The organism is Paenibacillus glacialis (genome assembly GCF_001637205.1).
GTDB lineage: Bacteria > Bacillota > Bacilli > Paenibacillales > Paenibacillaceae > Paenibacillus_AQ > Paenibacillus_AQ glacialis.
Genome location: NZ_LVJH01000021.1, coordinates 100,994 through 117,894, shown reverse-complemented (window position 1 = coordinate 117,894; position 16,901 = coordinate 100,994). Strand labels below are relative to the sequence as shown.

At 38.5% G+C, this 16,901-nt stretch carries 14 protein-coding genes and 2 pseudogenes; all 16 read right to left on the bottom strand.

The window, feature by feature from the left end; genetic code table 11:
• Positions 1–50: 50 nt before the first annotated feature.
• Complete coding sequence (locus tag PGLA_RS12275) at positions 51–854, bottom strand: undecaprenyl-diphosphate phosphatase (RefSeq protein ID WP_068533085.1); 804 nt, start codon at positions 852–854, stop codon at positions 51–53.
• Between the two features lie 150 nt (positions 855–1,004).
• Complete coding sequence (locus tag PGLA_RS12270) at positions 1,005–1,430, bottom strand: DUF2500 domain-containing protein (protein WP_068533083.1); 426 nt, start codon at positions 1,428–1,430, stop codon at positions 1,005–1,007.
• Positions 1,431–1,741: 311 nt separating this feature from the next.
• Positions 1,742–1,930 carry a hypothetical protein gene (locus tag PGLA_RS12265; protein WP_068533081.1) on the bottom strand — a complete coding sequence of 63 codons (189 nt, stop codon included), beginning with the start codon at positions 1,928–1,930 and terminating at the stop codon, positions 1,742–1,744.
• Between the two features lie 138 nt (positions 1,931–2,068).
• Positions 2,069–3,355 carry a YCF48-related protein gene (locus PGLA_RS12260; RefSeq protein WP_068533080.1) on the bottom strand — a complete coding sequence of 429 codons (1,287 nt, stop codon included), beginning with the start codon at positions 3,353–3,355 and terminating at the stop codon, positions 2,069–2,071.
• A 277-nt stretch (positions 3,356–3,632) separates the two neighbouring features.
• Positions 3,633–4,811 (bottom strand): copper amine oxidase N-terminal domain-containing protein, encoded by a 1,179-nt coding sequence (locus PGLA_RS12255; protein WP_068533078.1) that lies wholly within the window; start codon positions 4,809–4,811, stop codon positions 3,633–3,635.
• 50 nt (positions 4,812–4,861) lie between these two features.
• Entirely contained in the window at positions 4,862–6,307 is a 1,446-nt protein-coding gene (locus tag PGLA_RS12250) for a S41 family peptidase (RefSeq protein WP_068533076.1), read from the bottom strand.
• Positions 6,308–6,552: 245 nt separating this feature from the next.
• The gene (gene bcaP, locus PGLA_RS12245) at positions 6,553–7,947 is read right to left on the bottom strand and encodes a branched-chain amino acid transporter BcaP (RefSeq protein WP_068533074.1); all 1,395 of its coding nucleotides are present in this window, start codon (positions 7,945–7,947) and stop codon (positions 6,553–6,555) included.
• A 194-nt stretch (positions 7,948–8,141) separates the two neighbouring features.
• Positions 8,142–9,440, bottom strand: coding sequence for a hemolysin family protein (locus PGLA_RS12240; protein WP_068533071.1), 1,299 nt, complete (start codon positions 9,438–9,440; stop codon positions 8,142–8,144).
• Positions 9,441–9,864: 424 nt separating this feature from the next.
• The gene (locus tag PGLA_RS12235; RefSeq protein WP_068533069.1) at positions 9,865–10,959 is read right to left on the bottom strand and encodes a DUF3900 domain-containing protein; all 1,095 of its coding nucleotides are present in this window, start codon (positions 10,957–10,959) and stop codon (positions 9,865–9,867) included.
• A 115-nt stretch (positions 10,960–11,074) separates the two neighbouring features.
• Positions 11,075–11,746: a GntR family transcriptional regulator gene (locus PGLA_RS12230; protein ID WP_145939542.1), complete on the bottom strand. Its 672-nt coding sequence runs from the start codon at positions 11,744–11,746 to the stop codon at positions 11,075–11,077.
• Between the two features lie 265 nt (positions 11,747–12,011).
• The gene (locus tag PGLA_RS12225; RefSeq protein WP_281197291.1) at positions 12,012–12,983 is read right to left on the bottom strand and encodes a tyrosine-type recombinase/integrase; all 972 of its coding nucleotides are present in this window, start codon (positions 12,981–12,983) and stop codon (positions 12,012–12,014) included.
• 672 nt (positions 12,984–13,655) lie between these two features.
• Positions 13,656–14,219, bottom strand: a complete 564-nt coding sequence (locus PGLA_RS12220; protein ID WP_245699826.1) for a DUF1700 domain-containing protein — start codon at positions 14,217–14,219, stop codon at positions 13,656–13,658.
• Positions 14,220–14,552, bottom strand: coding sequence for a PadR family transcriptional regulator (locus tag PGLA_RS12215; protein WP_068533065.1), 333 nt, complete (start codon positions 14,550–14,552; stop codon positions 14,220–14,222).
• 286 nt (positions 14,553–14,838) lie between these two features.
• A pseudogene (locus tag PGLA_RS26750) lies at positions 14,839–15,083 on the bottom strand (IS4 family transposase); the annotation flags it as partial.
• A 192-nt stretch (positions 15,084–15,275) separates the two neighbouring features.
• Positions 15,276–16,445, bottom strand: coding sequence for a serine hydrolase domain-containing protein (locus tag PGLA_RS12210; protein WP_068533063.1), 1,170 nt, complete (start codon positions 16,443–16,445; stop codon positions 15,276–15,278).
• A 96-nt stretch (positions 16,446–16,541) separates the two neighbouring features.
• A pseudogene (locus PGLA_RS28900) lies at positions 16,542–16,652 on the bottom strand (ABC transporter ATP-binding protein); the annotation flags it as partial.
• Between the last annotated feature and the right edge of the window lie 249 nt (positions 16,653–16,901).

Sequence of the window (16,901 nt, the reverse complement as noted above, 5' to 3'; positions counted from 1 at the left end):
GACACCTCCCTTTAACCGCTACTGGCGGTAAAATGGGAGGTGTCTTGTTCTTACATCATCACTAAGATATAGAATAGCGCCGCAATCACGAACCGATATAGTGCGAACCATTCCAATCTAAGGCGTTTTATCAGTTTCAAGAATGTGACCACTGCAATCATGGCTACACAGAAGGCAACGACAAAGCCGATCAAGAATAATACCAAATCATCTGTGGTCAAATATTCACGAGCATCATACATATCTAGCACTGTTGCACCTAGCATAACAGGAACCGAAATCATGAATGTGAAATCTGCTGCTGCTTTCTGGCTAGTACCAAACAGCATCCCACCTGAGATGGTCGACCCTGATCTGGAGAAACCCGGCCACAGCGCAAAACATTGAAACATTCCGATCCCAAAAGCTTGCTTGTAACTAATATCGTCGGATTCCTCGGCAGTTACCGTTCTCTTAACTTGAGTAGCAACAATCATAAGCACGCCGCCTATAATTAAGCCAATCAGTACGGGACCTGGACCGAATAAAACTTCTTTAATGAAATCTTTGAAAATAAGATACGTAATAAGTGCAGGGATCATAGCAATGATCAAATGAATAGCGTTCAGCTTCCCTTTGGTAGAGAAATTGAAAGTAACTAAGCCTTTCAACATGTCCATATATCGTTTCCAATATAGTATAAGTACCGCTAATACCGCTCCAAGCTGAATGACGATTTTGAACGTATCGGCAGCTTTCCCTTCATAGCCGAGAAGATCACTCGCGAGAATCAAGTGACCCGTAGAAGAAACAGGCAGAAACTCCGTCAAACCTTCTACAATACCTAATACGATCGCGCAAATAATGTCGTACATTAATAATTGTCCGCCTTTCTACAATAAACTAGTTTCATTTATTGATAATGAATGATCTTTTCTGATAATGCAATAAGTGAGACATGTTGGCCTCCTTTTCGCAATTAATTCACAAATTAAAAGCCGCCTTATGTTAAGGCGGCATGCTATTTACTCATATCCTCTTCGCTCGGACCGTCCATCTACCTGTGCTGTAAACCGAAGATTACGATGAAATCCCATATAGCGGGTTCCCTGAAACGTTAATTGCCCCATATCTCCCTCTGCACAAAGACCATATTCCTCCCCATTTACGACGAACTCTATTCGATCTCCACTGTCTATCTCAAAGGTTATATAATAACTAGTACGGGTGTAACTTGATATCTGATCATTCTGGTGATTATGGTGTTGTTTCACTTCGTTTCGTTTGCTTACAATACAGGATCCTACAGTAATTTGAGGCTGTTTATTGTTATTATTCCACTGTAATATACCCTTTCCAGCACTCAATAACAATATACCTATGATCACAACGATAAAGATCGGTATGACCGTACCTACGAAATCGAACATCCAAAATGAGTCAGTCCCCATACTTATCCCCCTTCATATGCGCCAACCTTTGCTTATATTTCTCACAGAAATAGCTACCTCAAAGTCATATGTTTCACAACAAGCTTTGTTAGTTGGCTTGGAGAGGATGTCTACAATGTTCGTTTGTGATTAACAACTACGTGTTCATATCACATTGGGCTCCCCGTTAATATGTATATGCCACCCGATTCAGAACTTGATCATTTCTTCGCAGGAATACGAATCTATTCTAAATACAAAAAAAATGAGTAATACAAAGCTTGGTGCACACTTTGTGTTACTCATCGGTTACCATCCTAATTATATATACGTTACGCATGTATCAATTGCATCAATACTTGCGTTTCATTCATTTCATCTTGTTCAGCTAACATTCCATGTTCAGTCCAACAAGCTTTACATTTCTCTTCAGAATCACATAAATGAGCATCTTCACATGTATAGCAGAATTGAAGTAATTTTTTACTAGTTAGGTCCGTTTCATAATTGAATGTTGTCATCTTCCCCACTCCTATCGTCTTATAGATCTTGTTTACAAACTAAAGATACCATAAAAATAAGTTATTTATTGTGATTTTTTTCACAATGTGAAGGTGAAGTTAAAATTTTATTTATTTTATTTTTTGAAACTTAAAATTTCACAACACTTTCCAACTAACACCGCCGTTCAAGGTCTGTAACAATAGTGACCGCTTATTCTCAACATTCTCTAACAATATCCAGCCTGATTTGGAAGAGATAAATTCCATTTTGACAATACTAGGATACATCTCGATGTATTTTTGCAATGTGCTACTTATGGGTAACGACTCCCACGTCTTACCTTGGTTTATTGTGTGATAAATAATAGATTCTTGAAGATACCATCCTTCATTATTATTTAAAAACACAGGACTCAACATTTGATTCAAGCCCTTTGCCCATTTCACATCAAAAGGTGATAATTTCCAAGTCACACCTTTGTCAGATGTAAAGTAACCATTAAATTTCGTACGCTCTCCTACTGTGCAAGCCAAAGGAATAAACCCATTATTACTTGCGTCCCCTGTGAATTCAGGATTTCCCAAGGACAGTGAACTACATGAATCCATTTTGTCACGATCAATGAAGTTAGGGACTAACGCCCATGACTTTCCGGCATCCTTTGTCGTATATAATGCGGAGAACCCTTTGTCTTGTAGGGTTACAAAACCATGCAGAGAATCTACAAAAGACATATCCATGATGTAGCCTTTATTAGGAATGGCAAACGGCGTATCCTTTGAATCGTATGGTGCCTCAGTACTCTGCATAATCTTCTTCCAATTTGCTCCACCGTCATCTGTTCTGTAAAGGTATTTCTCCTCTTTCCCCATGGAAGAAGCTGATGATGTAAGAATCCACCCACGGGTAATGGTTGTGAAGGAGATTCCTTTGATATCATCCGATTTAGGTAAAGAGGATATCTTCCAATGAAGCCCTCCATTTGTCGTCCGAAGTACGACCGTTTCTTGGGTTCCTTTACCATTACGAACAATCCAACCGTTATTCTTATCTATGAAGAACACATCTGTTCCATATTTCGGGTTAGCAGTAAATTGTACATTCGCTGCGGGAGAAATGTTAACCCAAGTGCCTCCACGATCTACGGTAGAATAAAGCCTTATCGAATTTCTTGTTAGTCCCCATGCTAGCCCAGTCGTCTCGTTAAGTAAATGGAAATCAACTAATCGAGTCTGAATCTGATATTGTTCCTGTTCTTGTGCTTCAGAAGGCGTGGATACTGGAACTACATTCAATGTCTGTCCAAGTTCACTAAGATCCTCTTGTTCTTGCTCAGGTGGTTGAGATTCTAACACTCCACTATTGTTATTGGAGCATGCAGTAAGTAGCAAACCTAGTAATATGATAATACTGATGTATTTATGTCGTCGTGACTTCATCATTTCTGCCTCCGTTCATACGAGCTTCCTAAAAGTCTTTAAGAGTAATTCCTCTATCAATAACCTTCGTCTGTGTTAACTTGAAATTAGTACAAGTATAATCTAAGTGAACATTATATCATATAATGCGATTTGCATAACTAATAACAAATAAAAAAAGAAAAAACACGAAAATTATATTTAATGCACTTAAATATTAACTCAATAAATCATACTGCAAGTTGTCGGAGCGCTAAAAAAAATACCCATAGGATTTAAAGAATCCCATGGGCTGCTTTTTTTATTGAATGTACTCAATCGTTAGATTGTCTGATTTAATGATTTTCCACTCACCAGCTATACTTTTCTTTAAAGTATCGATACTTTCTGATTTTAAATTAGCGAATTCTGGACCCTTAACTTTCACAAGAGTACTTATATAGTACACTTTAGCTTCATCAGCTGAATTGGATATTATTTTCACGTTTGAATACGTTGCTTTCAAATCAAAAGCCGCATTAACTTGCACCATCCCGGACATCAACGCATCTAAATTTTCATATGAAGGATCGTATGTTGATTTTAATGCTTCCACGTCTTTATTCTCTCCCGATGCCCTATTCTTCTCAATCACCGCTAACACTTTCTTTTGCTCAGCATCTGATAAAGTAATTTTACTTTCTTTTAGTAAATCCTGCTTAAGATAATCTATTTTAACAATTTTAGAAGTAGATATTTTCCATTCTCCATTGACTTTATTCAGATTAATGATCAAGTCAATTTGGTTATCTCCAAACTCTGGTCCCGAAACTTTTGTAGTAGTTTGTTTTAATTTTACAGATGCTTTCTCTTTCTCTACACTGATTACTTCTATATTTTTAAATTCGTATTTGAGGTCATAAATCGCATTTATCTGCCCCACTTGTGCTTTCATCTGTTCAATACCAGGTGTACTTGGATCAATTGTAGACATATATCCTTCCAAATCTTCATTTTGGGAGTAGAATAAGTTCTGATCAATCACATGTAGAATTTGTTCCTTTGTGGAAGCAATATATACCGTCTTCGTTCTGCCATCCCAGCTTACATCCTTACCGGATGTTTCGCCAACGAAACGTAGAGGGATCATGGTCACATCTTTTACAATTGTAGGAGCAACGGTAAGCACTTTCTTCTCACCATTAACAAAAGCCGTTTTACTGCCAATCGTAAGCTCAATATCTAAATCATATGTAGACCCTGTTACCGTTTGAGTTTCTTCGTTCCAAATAACTTTCAGTCCTAACTTTTCAAATACCGGTTTAAATTGAACTAGCGTGGTACCTTTTTCGTTCAAAGGTTTGACAGTGAAATCAACGGCTTCACCGTTCACAAATACTTTCGTTTGTTCCTCTTTCACTTGCTCTTTAGCAAAAACTTGTGAGCTTGTAAAACTCAATGTCATTACAGCCATTAAGGCAACCAAAAATCTTTTCTTCATAATTCACTCTCTCCTGTCTAAATTATATAGCAAACAATGATTCAATAGAATCACTGTGATGCTTCCAAGGTAACCGTACTGTTCTTATAGGACCAGTCTAATTGGGGGAATTTGCTTTGGATAAAAGAAGGACTGACATAACTGATTCCATCGCGTATTACTATATTTGTAGAGTTAAGAGACAACTTTTCTTTCATATCTTTCTTTGTGAAGACTAGTGATTTTGAAACATGATCCATTGTAACGTTTCCATCCAGGATCGCCATGATAAGACGGGTTGGTACTAAAATATCTTTTTCTTTCACAATAAAAGCTTCTGATCCATACCCTACAAATTGAGCGTGATTGAGTGAATATTCAGTTTTTGTCAATTTTAGCTTCACACTCTTGGCCCCTGCGGCATAATAAGCTTCAATCATTTGTTCCACGTCTCCACGAGCTTCAATATCTGGTTTAATACCCTTCTTGTTAACTGAATGACGATTTGGGGTGAAGTATTCCTCTGTGGTTATTTTCAAAGCTCCCCCATTAAACACAGTCATTATGTTTTGTGTTACGCCTTTTCCATAGGTATTTACTCCAATAACCTTTGCTAGTTTATAATCCTGCATCGCTCCAGCAAAAATCTCTGATGCGCTTGCCGTGTTTTCATTCACCATAATGATTACAGGATACGTAGCCTTCTTCCCCCCATTAACCATGATCGATCTCTCTATGTCATCCTTATTTCGGCTAATCATTAATACTTGATCCTTCATGAAATGTGTTGCAATTGCTTTAGCAGTCTCAATATACCCGCCACCGTTATTTCGCAAATCAATAATTAAAGCCTTCATTCCTTTACTCTCTAGTTCAGCTAGCGCAGTAGTGAAAGCTTTATCAGCATCAGCAGAAAAAGAAGATAACGCTAAATATCCAATATCTTCAGCCAGTGTCTTTGAGCGGACAATCGGATACTCCATTTTTCTAAGAGGGACGACAAAATTCTTCACTACATTCCCTCTATTAATACTAAGCGTAATCGTACTTCCTTCGACTTTCTTACTTAATGCCTCTGTAAATAACAAATTCACATTAGTATGGTTGAGCTTGTTTCCGTTTAATTTATGTATGTAATCACCTTTGAGTAGACCTGCTTGTTCTGCCGAAGATCCTGTGGCCACTTCGGAAATATATACCCCTTTATCATCGTGATCCATAGTTATACCAATACCCAAGTAATCTTGATTAATAACGTTTAAAAATTGGGATTGTTCTTCATTAGTAAAGTACTCTGTATAAGGATCATCAAGTGAATCAATCATGCCTTTGATCGCTGCATTCGTTAATTCTTCCTTACTTGCATCACTTAAATGATTCGTATGGATCATCTGTAATATTTCATCGATTTTGGTTGAACTATCTGTTCCACTAGCTTTTGCATACGAGGAGAACTGACTTATGCCTATCATTGAGGTGAATATGAGAATAGTAAGTGATTTACGGTAAAATTTCATAATAAGAATGGATCCCCTTTAATCTGCTATAATTAGATAAATATCAACACGTTTATCTATTTTATCCCACAATTTAACACTAAGCAAACTCTTCTTTAATTCTACAAAATATATCAATTTCATCCCTATCATATCATGACAGTGATAGAGCATGATTCTATACACCAAAAAGACCATGAACGTTGATCGTCATGGTCTAAAATACGAAAATTTCCTCACATCAATAATGTTGTTAACGATGCGTGTTACTTATTTAACTTACTATGTCGGTAACCATATGCGAAGTATATAACTATGCCGATCAGTAACCATATCAGAAAACCTTGCCATGTTTCTTTACTTAAATTGAACATTAAATAGAAACAAGCCCCAGCACTTAATAATGGAATAAAGGGTACCCAAGGAACTCTAAACCCTCTCGGTAGATCTGGACTTGTAATTCTCATGACGATGATTCCTAATGAAACGACCGCAAATGCGAATAGTGTTCCAATACTTGTAAGACTCGCCAGCCTGTCCAGCGGAATTAACCCGGAAAGTACGGCAATAATGATACCTGTTGTCCATGTACCGACAACTGGAACCTGTGTCTTCACATGGATTTTAGACAGGACCTTGGGTAACATGCCGTCACGGGATATTGCAAATAACAAACGTGATTGCCCATACAATAACACTAGGAGTACCGTGGTCATACCTGCAATTGCACCCAATGATATAAGACCGGCCACCAAGTTCTGATTAACAAATCGAAGTGCGAAGGCAACAGGATCGGTCACATTAAGCTGTCCGAAGGGAACAATTCCTGTAATGACTAAGGATACAACGATATACAGAACTGTACATATCGCAAGCGAAGATATGATCCCAATAGGTAAGTCTCGTTGTGGGTTTTTCACTTCTTCCGCTGCAGTTGATAAGGCATCAAACCCAATATAGGCGAAAAATACTGCTGCCGCACCATTAAATACGCCAGACATCCCATATGGTAAAAATGGGGACCAATTTGAAGGTTTAACATAAAAAATACCGACAGCTACAAATAGTAATATGACAGCAATCTTGATTACAACCATAATGGTATTGAATCGAGCCGTTTCCTGAATTCCTCTAGTTAACAAATAAGTAATGAAGAGAATAATGAGAACGGCTGGAAGATCTATGTAGGTTCCCTCCGACATATTATAGGCTCCAGATATAGCTGTAGGCAGTTGGATGCCGAATCCATCTAATAACCCTTTCAGATAACCAGACCAACCGCTGGCTACTGCTGCACCTGCAACACCGTACTCGAGTGCAAGGTCCCAACCTAGAATCCATGCAAACATCTCACCAAAAGCAGTATAACTATACGCATATGCGCTTCCCGATACTGGAACTGATGATGCGAATTCAGAATAACAAAGAGCTGCTAAGACACACGCTATAGCCGCAATAACAAAGGACAGTACCAGACCAGGCCCAGCATGTTCAGCCGCTGCAACACCTGTAAGCACAAAAATTCCGGTGCCTATAATGGCTCCGACGCCTAGAATAGTCAAATCCATTGCACCAAGTGATTTTTTTAGTTTTGTTGTCTGATCTCCTGCATTTCCCTCTTCAATGTAACTTTCTGCTGACTTTTTCCGAAATAAATCCATGATCTCTCTCCTTATTGCTTCTTATGCCGCTTGTTATTATTATCGATTATGATGTGCCAAGTCAAATGAGAAAAAACGGAAATTATAGGCAATACGATATCTTGTGCAATTCTCAAGTGACATATACCTTTGATATAAACTTTGAAAGTAACAAAAAAAAGCAGCCACGAGGGCTGCTTTAGAAGGATTAACTATTAGAATTCAACCATGAGTTCAACTTTACAGTAACGGTGTTTATCTTTTTCTATAAGGGTAAAGGTTACATTCTCATGTTGCCATTGATCTCCTTCTTCTAGTTCCGATTGATGACCATATAGCCATCCACCAATCGAATCCCACTCTTCGGTTTCAAATTCTGTCGGAAGTAAGTTATTGATTAGTGATAAGGAAGCCTTACCATCGGCAATAATATGATTCTCACCAACTTTGGTGATCTCCTGCTCTTCCTCGCTATCGAATTCATCCCGAATCTCACCAACAATTTGTTCCAATATATCTTCAATGGTGACCATACCTGATGTACCACCATATTCATCGACCAGAATTGCGATATGCGTGCTTTCTCTTTGCATTTTCTTCAACAATGCATCCACAGAAGCTGTCTCGGGGACAGACATAACAGGTTGCATCAAGGTTGAGACTTCAACGTCAGGGTTATCATCGTAGGCTAAGAAGAAACGCTTCGTATTAATAATTCCTATAATGTTATCCTTGTTCTCATGTGCTACAGGAAAGCGAGTATACTGCTCTCTCTTAATGATCTCCATATTTTCCTGCTGGGTCTTATCTGTATATAAGCAAACCATATCTGTACGAGGAACTAGAATATCCTTCGCAAGCATGTTGTCAAAAGCAAAGATACGATTCACATAGCCTAATTCATTCTTGTTGATCTTACCACTTTCATAACTTTCATTTATAATAATCTGAAGCTCTTCCTCGGAATGTGCTTCTTCATGTTCTGATGCAGGTTTGATACCGAACATTCTAACTAATTGATTGGCCGAGCCATTCAATGTCCAAATAAAAGGTCTCATCAACTTGTCGAACCATATGATAGGTTGGGCAGTTAATAATGCAATAGTCTCCGTCTTGCGGATAGCAATTGTCTTAGGTGTCAATTCACCTACTACAACATGCAAGTACGTAATAACGACAAATGCGATGATGAAAGAAATGAGATCATTTAAACCCTGGGATAACTGCATTTTTGCGAATACAGGATGTAGAATACTTTCTACTGTGGGCTCACCCAACCAACCTAATCCGAGTGATGTAATCGTAATACCCAATTGACAAGCAGATAGGTAACCATCCAAATTGGAAATTACTTTTTTTACAGCTAATGCATTATTTCGGCCTTCACTGATCATCTGATCCACTCGACTAGAACGAAGACGAACCATTGCGAATTCCACCGCTACGAAAAAAGCTGTTAATGCAATTAATATAGCGATTAATACTAAATTTAACCCCGGCCTGCCACTTTCCACTACTTCATCTTCTCCTTTAAAAAATTATGATTTTAATAGATACAAGAAACAATTATACAACTATCCTAATATTTTTACAAAAAAATCTTGAATCTGCTAGGGTTGCGTAGTAAGTAATTTCATTCCCAACCCAATATAAATGGTCGCTGCGGTAACATTGGCATATTAACAGAATCATTTGAAGCGGTACATAACCATGAGAGTATTGAACAAATTGCGGTAAGCATGTAAGGAAAAATATAGCGACCTTTGGATTTAGAATATTCATCGTCAGTCCTCTAAGCAATAAACTTCTCTGACTCTTAGGCTCTGCTACGTTTAACTGAATCGGATTCTTACCGTATGAACGGCGTTACCAAGACTTAGACCAACTGCCGTATAGATTCCCGCTTTCCTTCCATTGGTCATTCCTTGTATGTTGCGATTATTCCTCTTCTAAATCATCATCTGCTACATTTGGAGATTGTAGTAGCCGTTCTGAGACCGATCTAAAGCTCTCTGGTTGTAGTAATTCAACAGGTGAATAACTTTTATCAAAGGTAAACGCGTCTCCTTCAATAATGACAGCATAGCCATCGCGCAACTTTGTCAGATGTATTTTATCTCCATAATCAGCGAGGAAACCTTTGATGAAAGTCTCTCCCAATTTGAACTTAATCTCAATCTCGGGCTTGATCTCTATAATTCGGGTGGCAGCTTCCACAACTTGTTCTGGTTCCCACTTTTCCTGTAGATTACGCTTATCACTGGCTGCCCAAAGTTCCAGTTCCCGCTCTTCCTGATGACGTTCCTCGTGGCTTGAATCAGGCCATTTATTCTCAACATAGGTTTGAACGAATTCCATAACATGTTCGTTCACGATCTCTGGAATCGATTGCTCGTAGGTAACAAATTTCAAGAAATCTTCGAAATATCTCGCATGTGATGATTGATGGATTTTGAGTTCCCAATCTTCCACGATACCCTCTTCTGGCATATAGGGATATTGAATCGATTTCATGTTTTTTGCATTAATAGCCATCTCTACTTGACTTACCAAGCTTTTCTCATCGGAAATTCGAGCGATTTTCTGTTCGAAATCACATTTGAAAACGAATATAAAGGGATCATCCAAATGCGTCGCTAATACAGACTGAACGATAATCAACGCCCCACCCCGAACAGCGCTGGTATCTAAATAACTACGAAGAAGATCGTCACATGCATTTTTGTAGTCTTCTTTATTATCTGTGGTACGAAGTCTTAAGAACAAATTGAAGTTGGGATTACTATCAAGATCATGCCCTGGTTCTACAATAAAACGACCGATTTTGGTAGGTGGTTGCTCACTGTTCGGATTCTTCTCCACCTTACGTTTGGCCGTTCGGGTAAATTCTCCATCGAGGAACTTACTGATTTCGCTATCGATGTATTCTTGTTCATCCAGTGTTTGATAGTGTTTATAGCTTTTGACAGCTTGACCGTCACGGCTTTCCACCTGTATGACAAAAAAAGATAAGTGCTGTACGCTAAATCGCATGATGAACTCCTTTTTAGTATGAATGTTATTGTCTAATTCAATTGATCTCATTGGGTAATCTGATAAAAGTGATAGCTATTACATATAATAGGTAAGGATATAAGATCGAAAGCTTTTATAATGAAAACATTCGTCCAAGGCTATGCCAATTCTGTTCTGTCAGAGCTGCTACGGCATCAGCATTCACTTCACGGCAAGCCATAATAATAGCTTCATGTTCGCTGACTGCGCTCAATTCACACTGTGAACTAAATCTAGCTAATTCAAGTCGACGTAGCTTAGGTGTAATGCGTTCCAAGACAGCTTCAATCTCAGGATTAGCCGCTGCCTGCACAAAAATGGCATGAAACGCGTCATCTTCTTGGATTGCTTGTTCTGAATCTTTCATTTCTAAGGCTTGTAGAAGTCGTAGATTAGTCGCTTCTAATCGCAAAATATGCTCATTTGTGAGCATAGGAACTGATGTTCTAGCCACGAGCGCATGCAAGGCAGCAACGATTACTAGTGTTTGTGTAGCTTCAGTCTCATTTAAAGGCGCTACACGGGTAATTGAACCCGCAAATGACTGAATAAGCCCTTCATCTTCTAACCGCTTGAGAGCCTCGCGAACTGGTGTTCTGCTCACACCAAATTGCACTGCTAATTCTGCGTCACTGAGTTTCTGACCTGGAGAGAACTGCAACGTCACGATCCCGCTTTTGAGTGAATCATAAATCTGATCACGTAGCGTGGATCTTTTTAGTTTTTGAATATGAGTGTTGTTATCCATCAAACCAATATATTGCATATCGGTTTTGATAGCAAGAGAATTATATTGGTAGATTCGCTAATACTCAGCATACTTCGAGACATAATACATGTCATCATGAATAACCACGGTCTCAAAGGCTTGGACGAATCGTATAACATTGGACCCATATATCTGGTCGATTTTTCGATTGAATTTCCAATGAATTCTTTCCGATGAAGTAATCTTCAAATAAGATCATGATTTCCACTAGAAACACCCGAAAAGGTTAACATAATAATTATTATGTTAACCTTTTCGGCACTCATATCTGCTGACTTATCATTTCATCCTTATTTTCTTCATTAACTTGTCCATTCAAAGAGAATGACGGTAATTCTATAGTCAACCTCGACATGGCTTCTTCTTTCTCGCGACTCGTAATATGCGTATATACCGTTGTCGTCTGAATGGAAGAATGACCTAATAGCTCCTGAACCGTGCGTAGATCCGCTCCTTTGCGCAATAACATGGTTGCAAATGAATGGCGTAACTTATGGCTGGAATACGGAGTTCGCTGCAGTGGAGGGACATCCATTTGAAATCGTTCAAACGTTTCAGATGCCGCCTGTTGAATCGACCGTATCGATAACCGACGCCCTTTTTGTGAGATGAACATGGCATCTTCTTTGTTGCGCTTAGGCTCTAGGCGTTCATTTACTGCCCGCTCCAGCACAGGACACACGGATTCAGGGACAGGAACGGTACGCCATTTGCGACCTTTACCGAATACGCTTAGCGATCGACGTTCCGAATTGAAATCACTTAGATTCAGCGTATGAACTTCTCCCACTCGCAGACCCATATATGCCATCAATAAGAATATCGCAAGATTGCGATCTCGATGTTTCCCCTCTACTGCACTAAAGAATCTTACCATTTCAGATTCATCTAGATACACCGGTGCTCGGTTCTTATCTGTCTTAGATTTCTTAATATCTAACGCCGGATTTACGTTATGTAGTTCCAATTCGATCAAAGCTTTAAAAAAACAAGATACCGAAGCATGCTTGCGGTTACGTGTCGCATCACTCACACCGCGTTCGCGAACAGATGATAAATAAGACACAACATGAAACTTCTTCACACTCTCTAGCGACTTACCTCCAAGTGCCTCCAAGAATTCATTCACGTCTCCAAGATAAGATCTCTGTGTATACGTTGTATAACCGGCGTCCTTCATCCAAATTAAAAAGGCGTCCAGCGCTTCTTCGTAGTCTTGACTATAATCATTCACGCTTTCTCCACCTCCGCTTCTTTACAACAACCTATTCTAACATAGATTAACGATGAGGAACGGAACAATTATACAATTTCCATTCGACTCAATACATGACCAAGAATATCTCTGAACTCGCAGTCCAAATTATATTATCACTCGTAAACCTCGGATCACGAGTATAAGTTAACATAATAAATATTATGTTAACTTATATACTTATTCTGAATTTTAATCCATATTTTAGATGCCAACCTATTTTTTGAAATGTCCGCATGGTGGATTTACTTCTTGACATTGATTTTCCTCTTCAGGCCATAAATTGTAATTAATAAGACAATTTCCCATTAAAAGCATTATTAACAACGCAAAAGTTGTTGGTACTTGTTCAACAAACATTATAAAAACGGCTTACAATCGAAACAGCGTATAATTTGTGTTATACGCTGTTTATTTTCGGCATTTATAGGCCTTATTCTATCCCTCTGCCCAATAACTAGTGTCGGGTGTCATGAATGTGTACCGATAATTTGGCTGCCTTTAATCGCTTATTTTTTCTGTACTTAAAAATCGATCATGACGCTTTGTGTTGAGCTCGTCTGACTTGCAACAATTAAAAGCGGCTGCGTGACACACTCTTTAGTAAAAACGGGGTGCGGTGGTCTATGAATGACCGCCGCGCCCCGTTTTTTATATTTCTATTTTTTTCATTTTCTTACTAATTGCGTGTATATATTTAATTGTAAGTTTCCATAACACTTTCCCCAACCAAAACATCAACACACCAATCACAATAGAAATTGGTAAGAACTGCATTGGGCTTGGTGTAAATGCTCCCATTTCGATTGTTATTCCGGCAATATCATATCCCATAAGATACCCGACAAATTTAATAATTCCGCCTATTAGTGTAATAACTCCACTAATCATTAAAGCAATGGAAAGAGTACTGATAAAAGGCAAAAGAAACATACCGCTGACGCCTGTAAAGCTGCTACAAAATGCAAATACAGCGCCGAATTTACGCCAACTAAATTTACTGTTCTTTGAAATGGCTTCACCTAAGTATGCTTTCGCTAATTCTTTTGGGTTTCCTAACCGTTCGATGATTTGCTCAGAAGATACACCATTATTTTGCAATTCAAGCATTACACTTTTAATTTCTTTTACAATGTCAATACGCTCCGAATCGGACATAGATTTCAAATACTTTTCAATTTTTACAAGATAGTCATTCATAATTTTATCCATCATTTAACGCTCCTTAATTTCCGATATAGCTGTTAATAAATTATCCCATTCTAAGGACATAGCGTTTAAGTATTCGTTTCCTTTTTCTGTAATGGTATAATATTTTCTCGGTGGTAAGCCCACTGTACTTTCTTGCCAAGATGAAGAAATATATTCTTCTTTCAATACTCTTCTAAGCAGAGGATAAATTGTATTTTCTTTTGCAGCAACAATAGGATACTGCTCTAACTTACTTATGATTTCATACCCATAATATGGTCGCTGCTTTATTAGCAATAGAATACAATATTCGAGTGTTCCTCGCTTAATTTGTGATTTCCAATCTTCTACATTCATGTAATGTACCTCCTGCATTTACATCGTACAACACAGTACATCAAATATCAATATATCGGAATTTTTTTATTCAACGGAATAGAGATATTTTGAAAGAAATTCAGTACCAACAACTCCCGAACTCAAGCAGAAACAGCGGGCAAGGTTACGCAATAGGGGCGCATATGCCCTTGTATAACGCAGGTTTTCCGGAAAAAATTGTCAGACGACAAGTACATATAGACATTGGAAGCCGCTAAAAAATAGTAGCATCTAAAATACGTATACGTTGAAAATAAGAAGTCTATTGGTTTGGAATTTGAGATGAATCGGTTAGTTTGCTATTGACTAAGCGGGGAAATACACGTTGTAGAAAATAAAACAGCGCATCGTTAAAACGTTGATTAAGTCCTTCTGGGCTCATGAGTGTAGCTGTATTTACATAAGCTGACTACATAATCGAGTGAGGGAATCACTTGCTACATGTTGACTGATCCAAATACATAAAGCAGCCAAATCTCGTGCGCCATCCTTTCCTATGATTCTACAGAAAGAATAGCGTACTTTCTCATTTTATGGAGGGATTTTGTTTTTTTGTTTTATTAGCTTAATAGCGTTGGGTTGCCGCCAGAATTCCAAAAAGCCCCAAACTTATTTTTAAAAGTAAGTTGGGGCTTTTGAACCAAAAAGGTATATTTTTAACTATAAAAACTATGACAAAATTATTCCGTTTTTCCTTTTTGCCTACTTGCTAAATTCAGCAAGTAAAATATTTGTAAAAGGATTAGGACTGGTATCTCTACCCATACTGTTCAAACTGACGACCAACGTATGCTTGCCTCCAAGTGTACCTCCAGCAAAAGTAGAAAACCCTAGAATGCCACCTGTGTGTCCCCATATCGAGACACCGTTTGGAAGCTTAGTTTCAAAGATTCCCAGACCCCATCCATCCATTCCTGCTCTTCCTGTAGGAACTGTAGTAAGCATTTGTTTTAGTTGCTGTTCCTTCAGTAATTTGCCACCGAGCAAGGAAGAGAAGAATTTATTTAAGTCGTCAGCAGTAGAAATCATATCTCCAGCCGAGCCACCTGCACTTGGGTTATAATAAGTAACGTCTTTTATCTCACTTGCTTCGTCTGGTTGGGAATATCCCCGAGCATGCTTGGTGCCTGGAATAACGCTTGAATTGCCAGGTAGGAATGTATCCGCCAATTCAAGCGGTTCAATAATCCGATTTTCAATCTCTTCCGCGTAGCTGTTTCCGGTTACTTTTTCAATAAGAATACCCAGTAATACGTATCCTGTGTTTGAATAAGACCATCCCTTTCCTGGTACAAAGTCTGGGGGCAGAGAAATCCCCATCTTCACTATTTCTTCAGCCGTATACGATTTTTTTGTATCCATAAAATCAGCGTCTTTTGACCTTGAGTATTCAGCGATACCACTTGTATGGTTCAATATCTGCCGGATGGTAATCTGTTTACCATTATATCCGTTTCCTTGAATGACACCAGGCAACCATTTTTCGATGGAGTCGTCTAGATTCAAGCGGTTCTCTCCAGCTAATTGAAGTACAACCGTTGCGGTGAACGTCTTCGTCACGCTGCCAATGCGAAAACGAAAATCTGTTTCCATTGGTTTCTTGGTGCTCAGATTCGCTACCCCAGCGGCATAACCCCACGTTTTTCCACCCTTAGAAGTTTTAGCAAGTATCCCCGGGAATCCAAGTTGCAATGTATCCCGCATTGCTTGCTTGACGTAATTATGATCTCGTTGAGTACTTGTTTGTAACGAACTAGATACATTTTGAGTGGGCTCTGCTTTTACAATTGAGGTTGGCGATGTGTATAGCAGGGAACTTCCAGTTAATAAAAGGGCCAGACTTGCAAATGTAATTTGACTACGTATTTTCATAAGGCATTCCTCTTCTCTATTAATATTGTATAGGTGGTTGCTTGTTGTTCCATATTAATCACACAGCTATCACCTACGCCAATGACGAAATGTCATCATTAAGTTTATAATCATCTTCATAATTGTTGTTTTACCAACACCATTCTGTCTAACAAGCGGTAAATTCCTTTTTTCCATATGTATGTTAACCCCAGAAATTACTTCTATTCCTTGAAATACTCTTGTTAACTGGTTTGTATTTCATACATACGTCATATATCTGTTCCGCCTTTCACACCTACCTCCTGAATACATCGTACAACACAGTACCTCAATTGGCAATAGTATATCAGAATTTATTTATTCAACAAACAGAAACAGCGGGTAATGTTACGCAATAGGGGCGCATATGCCCTTGTATAGCGCGGGTTTCCGGGCGCGTTTGAGAGGGTATACCTTTTTCACTAAAAATCAGCG

Coding starts and splice junctions, on each gene's coding strand:
- PGLA_RS12210 (WP_068533063.1), bottom strand. CDS start 16,445: ATGAAAATACGTAGTCAAATTACATTTGCAAGTCTGGCCCTTTTATTA.
- PGLA_RS12255 (WP_068533078.1), bottom strand. CDS start 4,811: ATGAAGAAAAGATTTTTGGTTGCCTTAATGGCTGTAATGACATTGAGT.
- PGLA_RS12270 (WP_068533083.1), bottom strand. CDS start 1,430: ATGGGGACTGACTCATTTTGGATGTTCGATTTCGTAGGTACGGTCATA.
- PGLA_RS12215 (WP_068533065.1), bottom strand. CDS start 14,552: ATGAATGTAGAAGATTGGAAATCACAAATTAAGCGAGGAACACTCGAA.
- PGLA_RS12275 (WP_068533085.1), bottom strand. CDS start 854: ATGTACGACATTATTTGCGCGATCGTATTAGGTATTGTAGAAGGTTTG.
- PGLA_RS12230 (WP_145939542.1), bottom strand. CDS start 11,746: ATGCAATATATTGGTTTGATGGATAACAACACTCATATTCAAAAACTA.
- PGLA_RS12220 (WP_245699826.1), bottom strand. CDS start 14,219: ATGATGGATAAAATTATGAATGACTATCTTGTAAAAATTGAAAAGTAT.
- bcaP (WP_068533074.1), bottom strand. CDS start 7,947: ATGGATTTATTTCGGAAAAAGTCAGCAGAAAGTTACATTGAAGAGGGA.
- PGLA_RS12250 (WP_068533076.1), bottom strand. CDS start 6,307: ATGAAATTTTACCGTAAATCACTTACTATTCTCATATTCACCTCAATG.
- PGLA_RS12235 (WP_068533069.1), bottom strand. CDS start 10,959: ATGCGATTTAGCGTACAGCACTTATCTTTTTTTGTCATACAGGTGGAA.
- PGLA_RS12260 (WP_068533080.1), bottom strand. CDS start 3,355: ATGATGAAGTCACGACGACATAAATACATCAGTATTATCATATTACTA.
- PGLA_RS12265 (WP_068533081.1), bottom strand. CDS start 1,930: ATGACAACATTCAATTATGAAACGGACCTAACTAGTAAAAAATTACTT.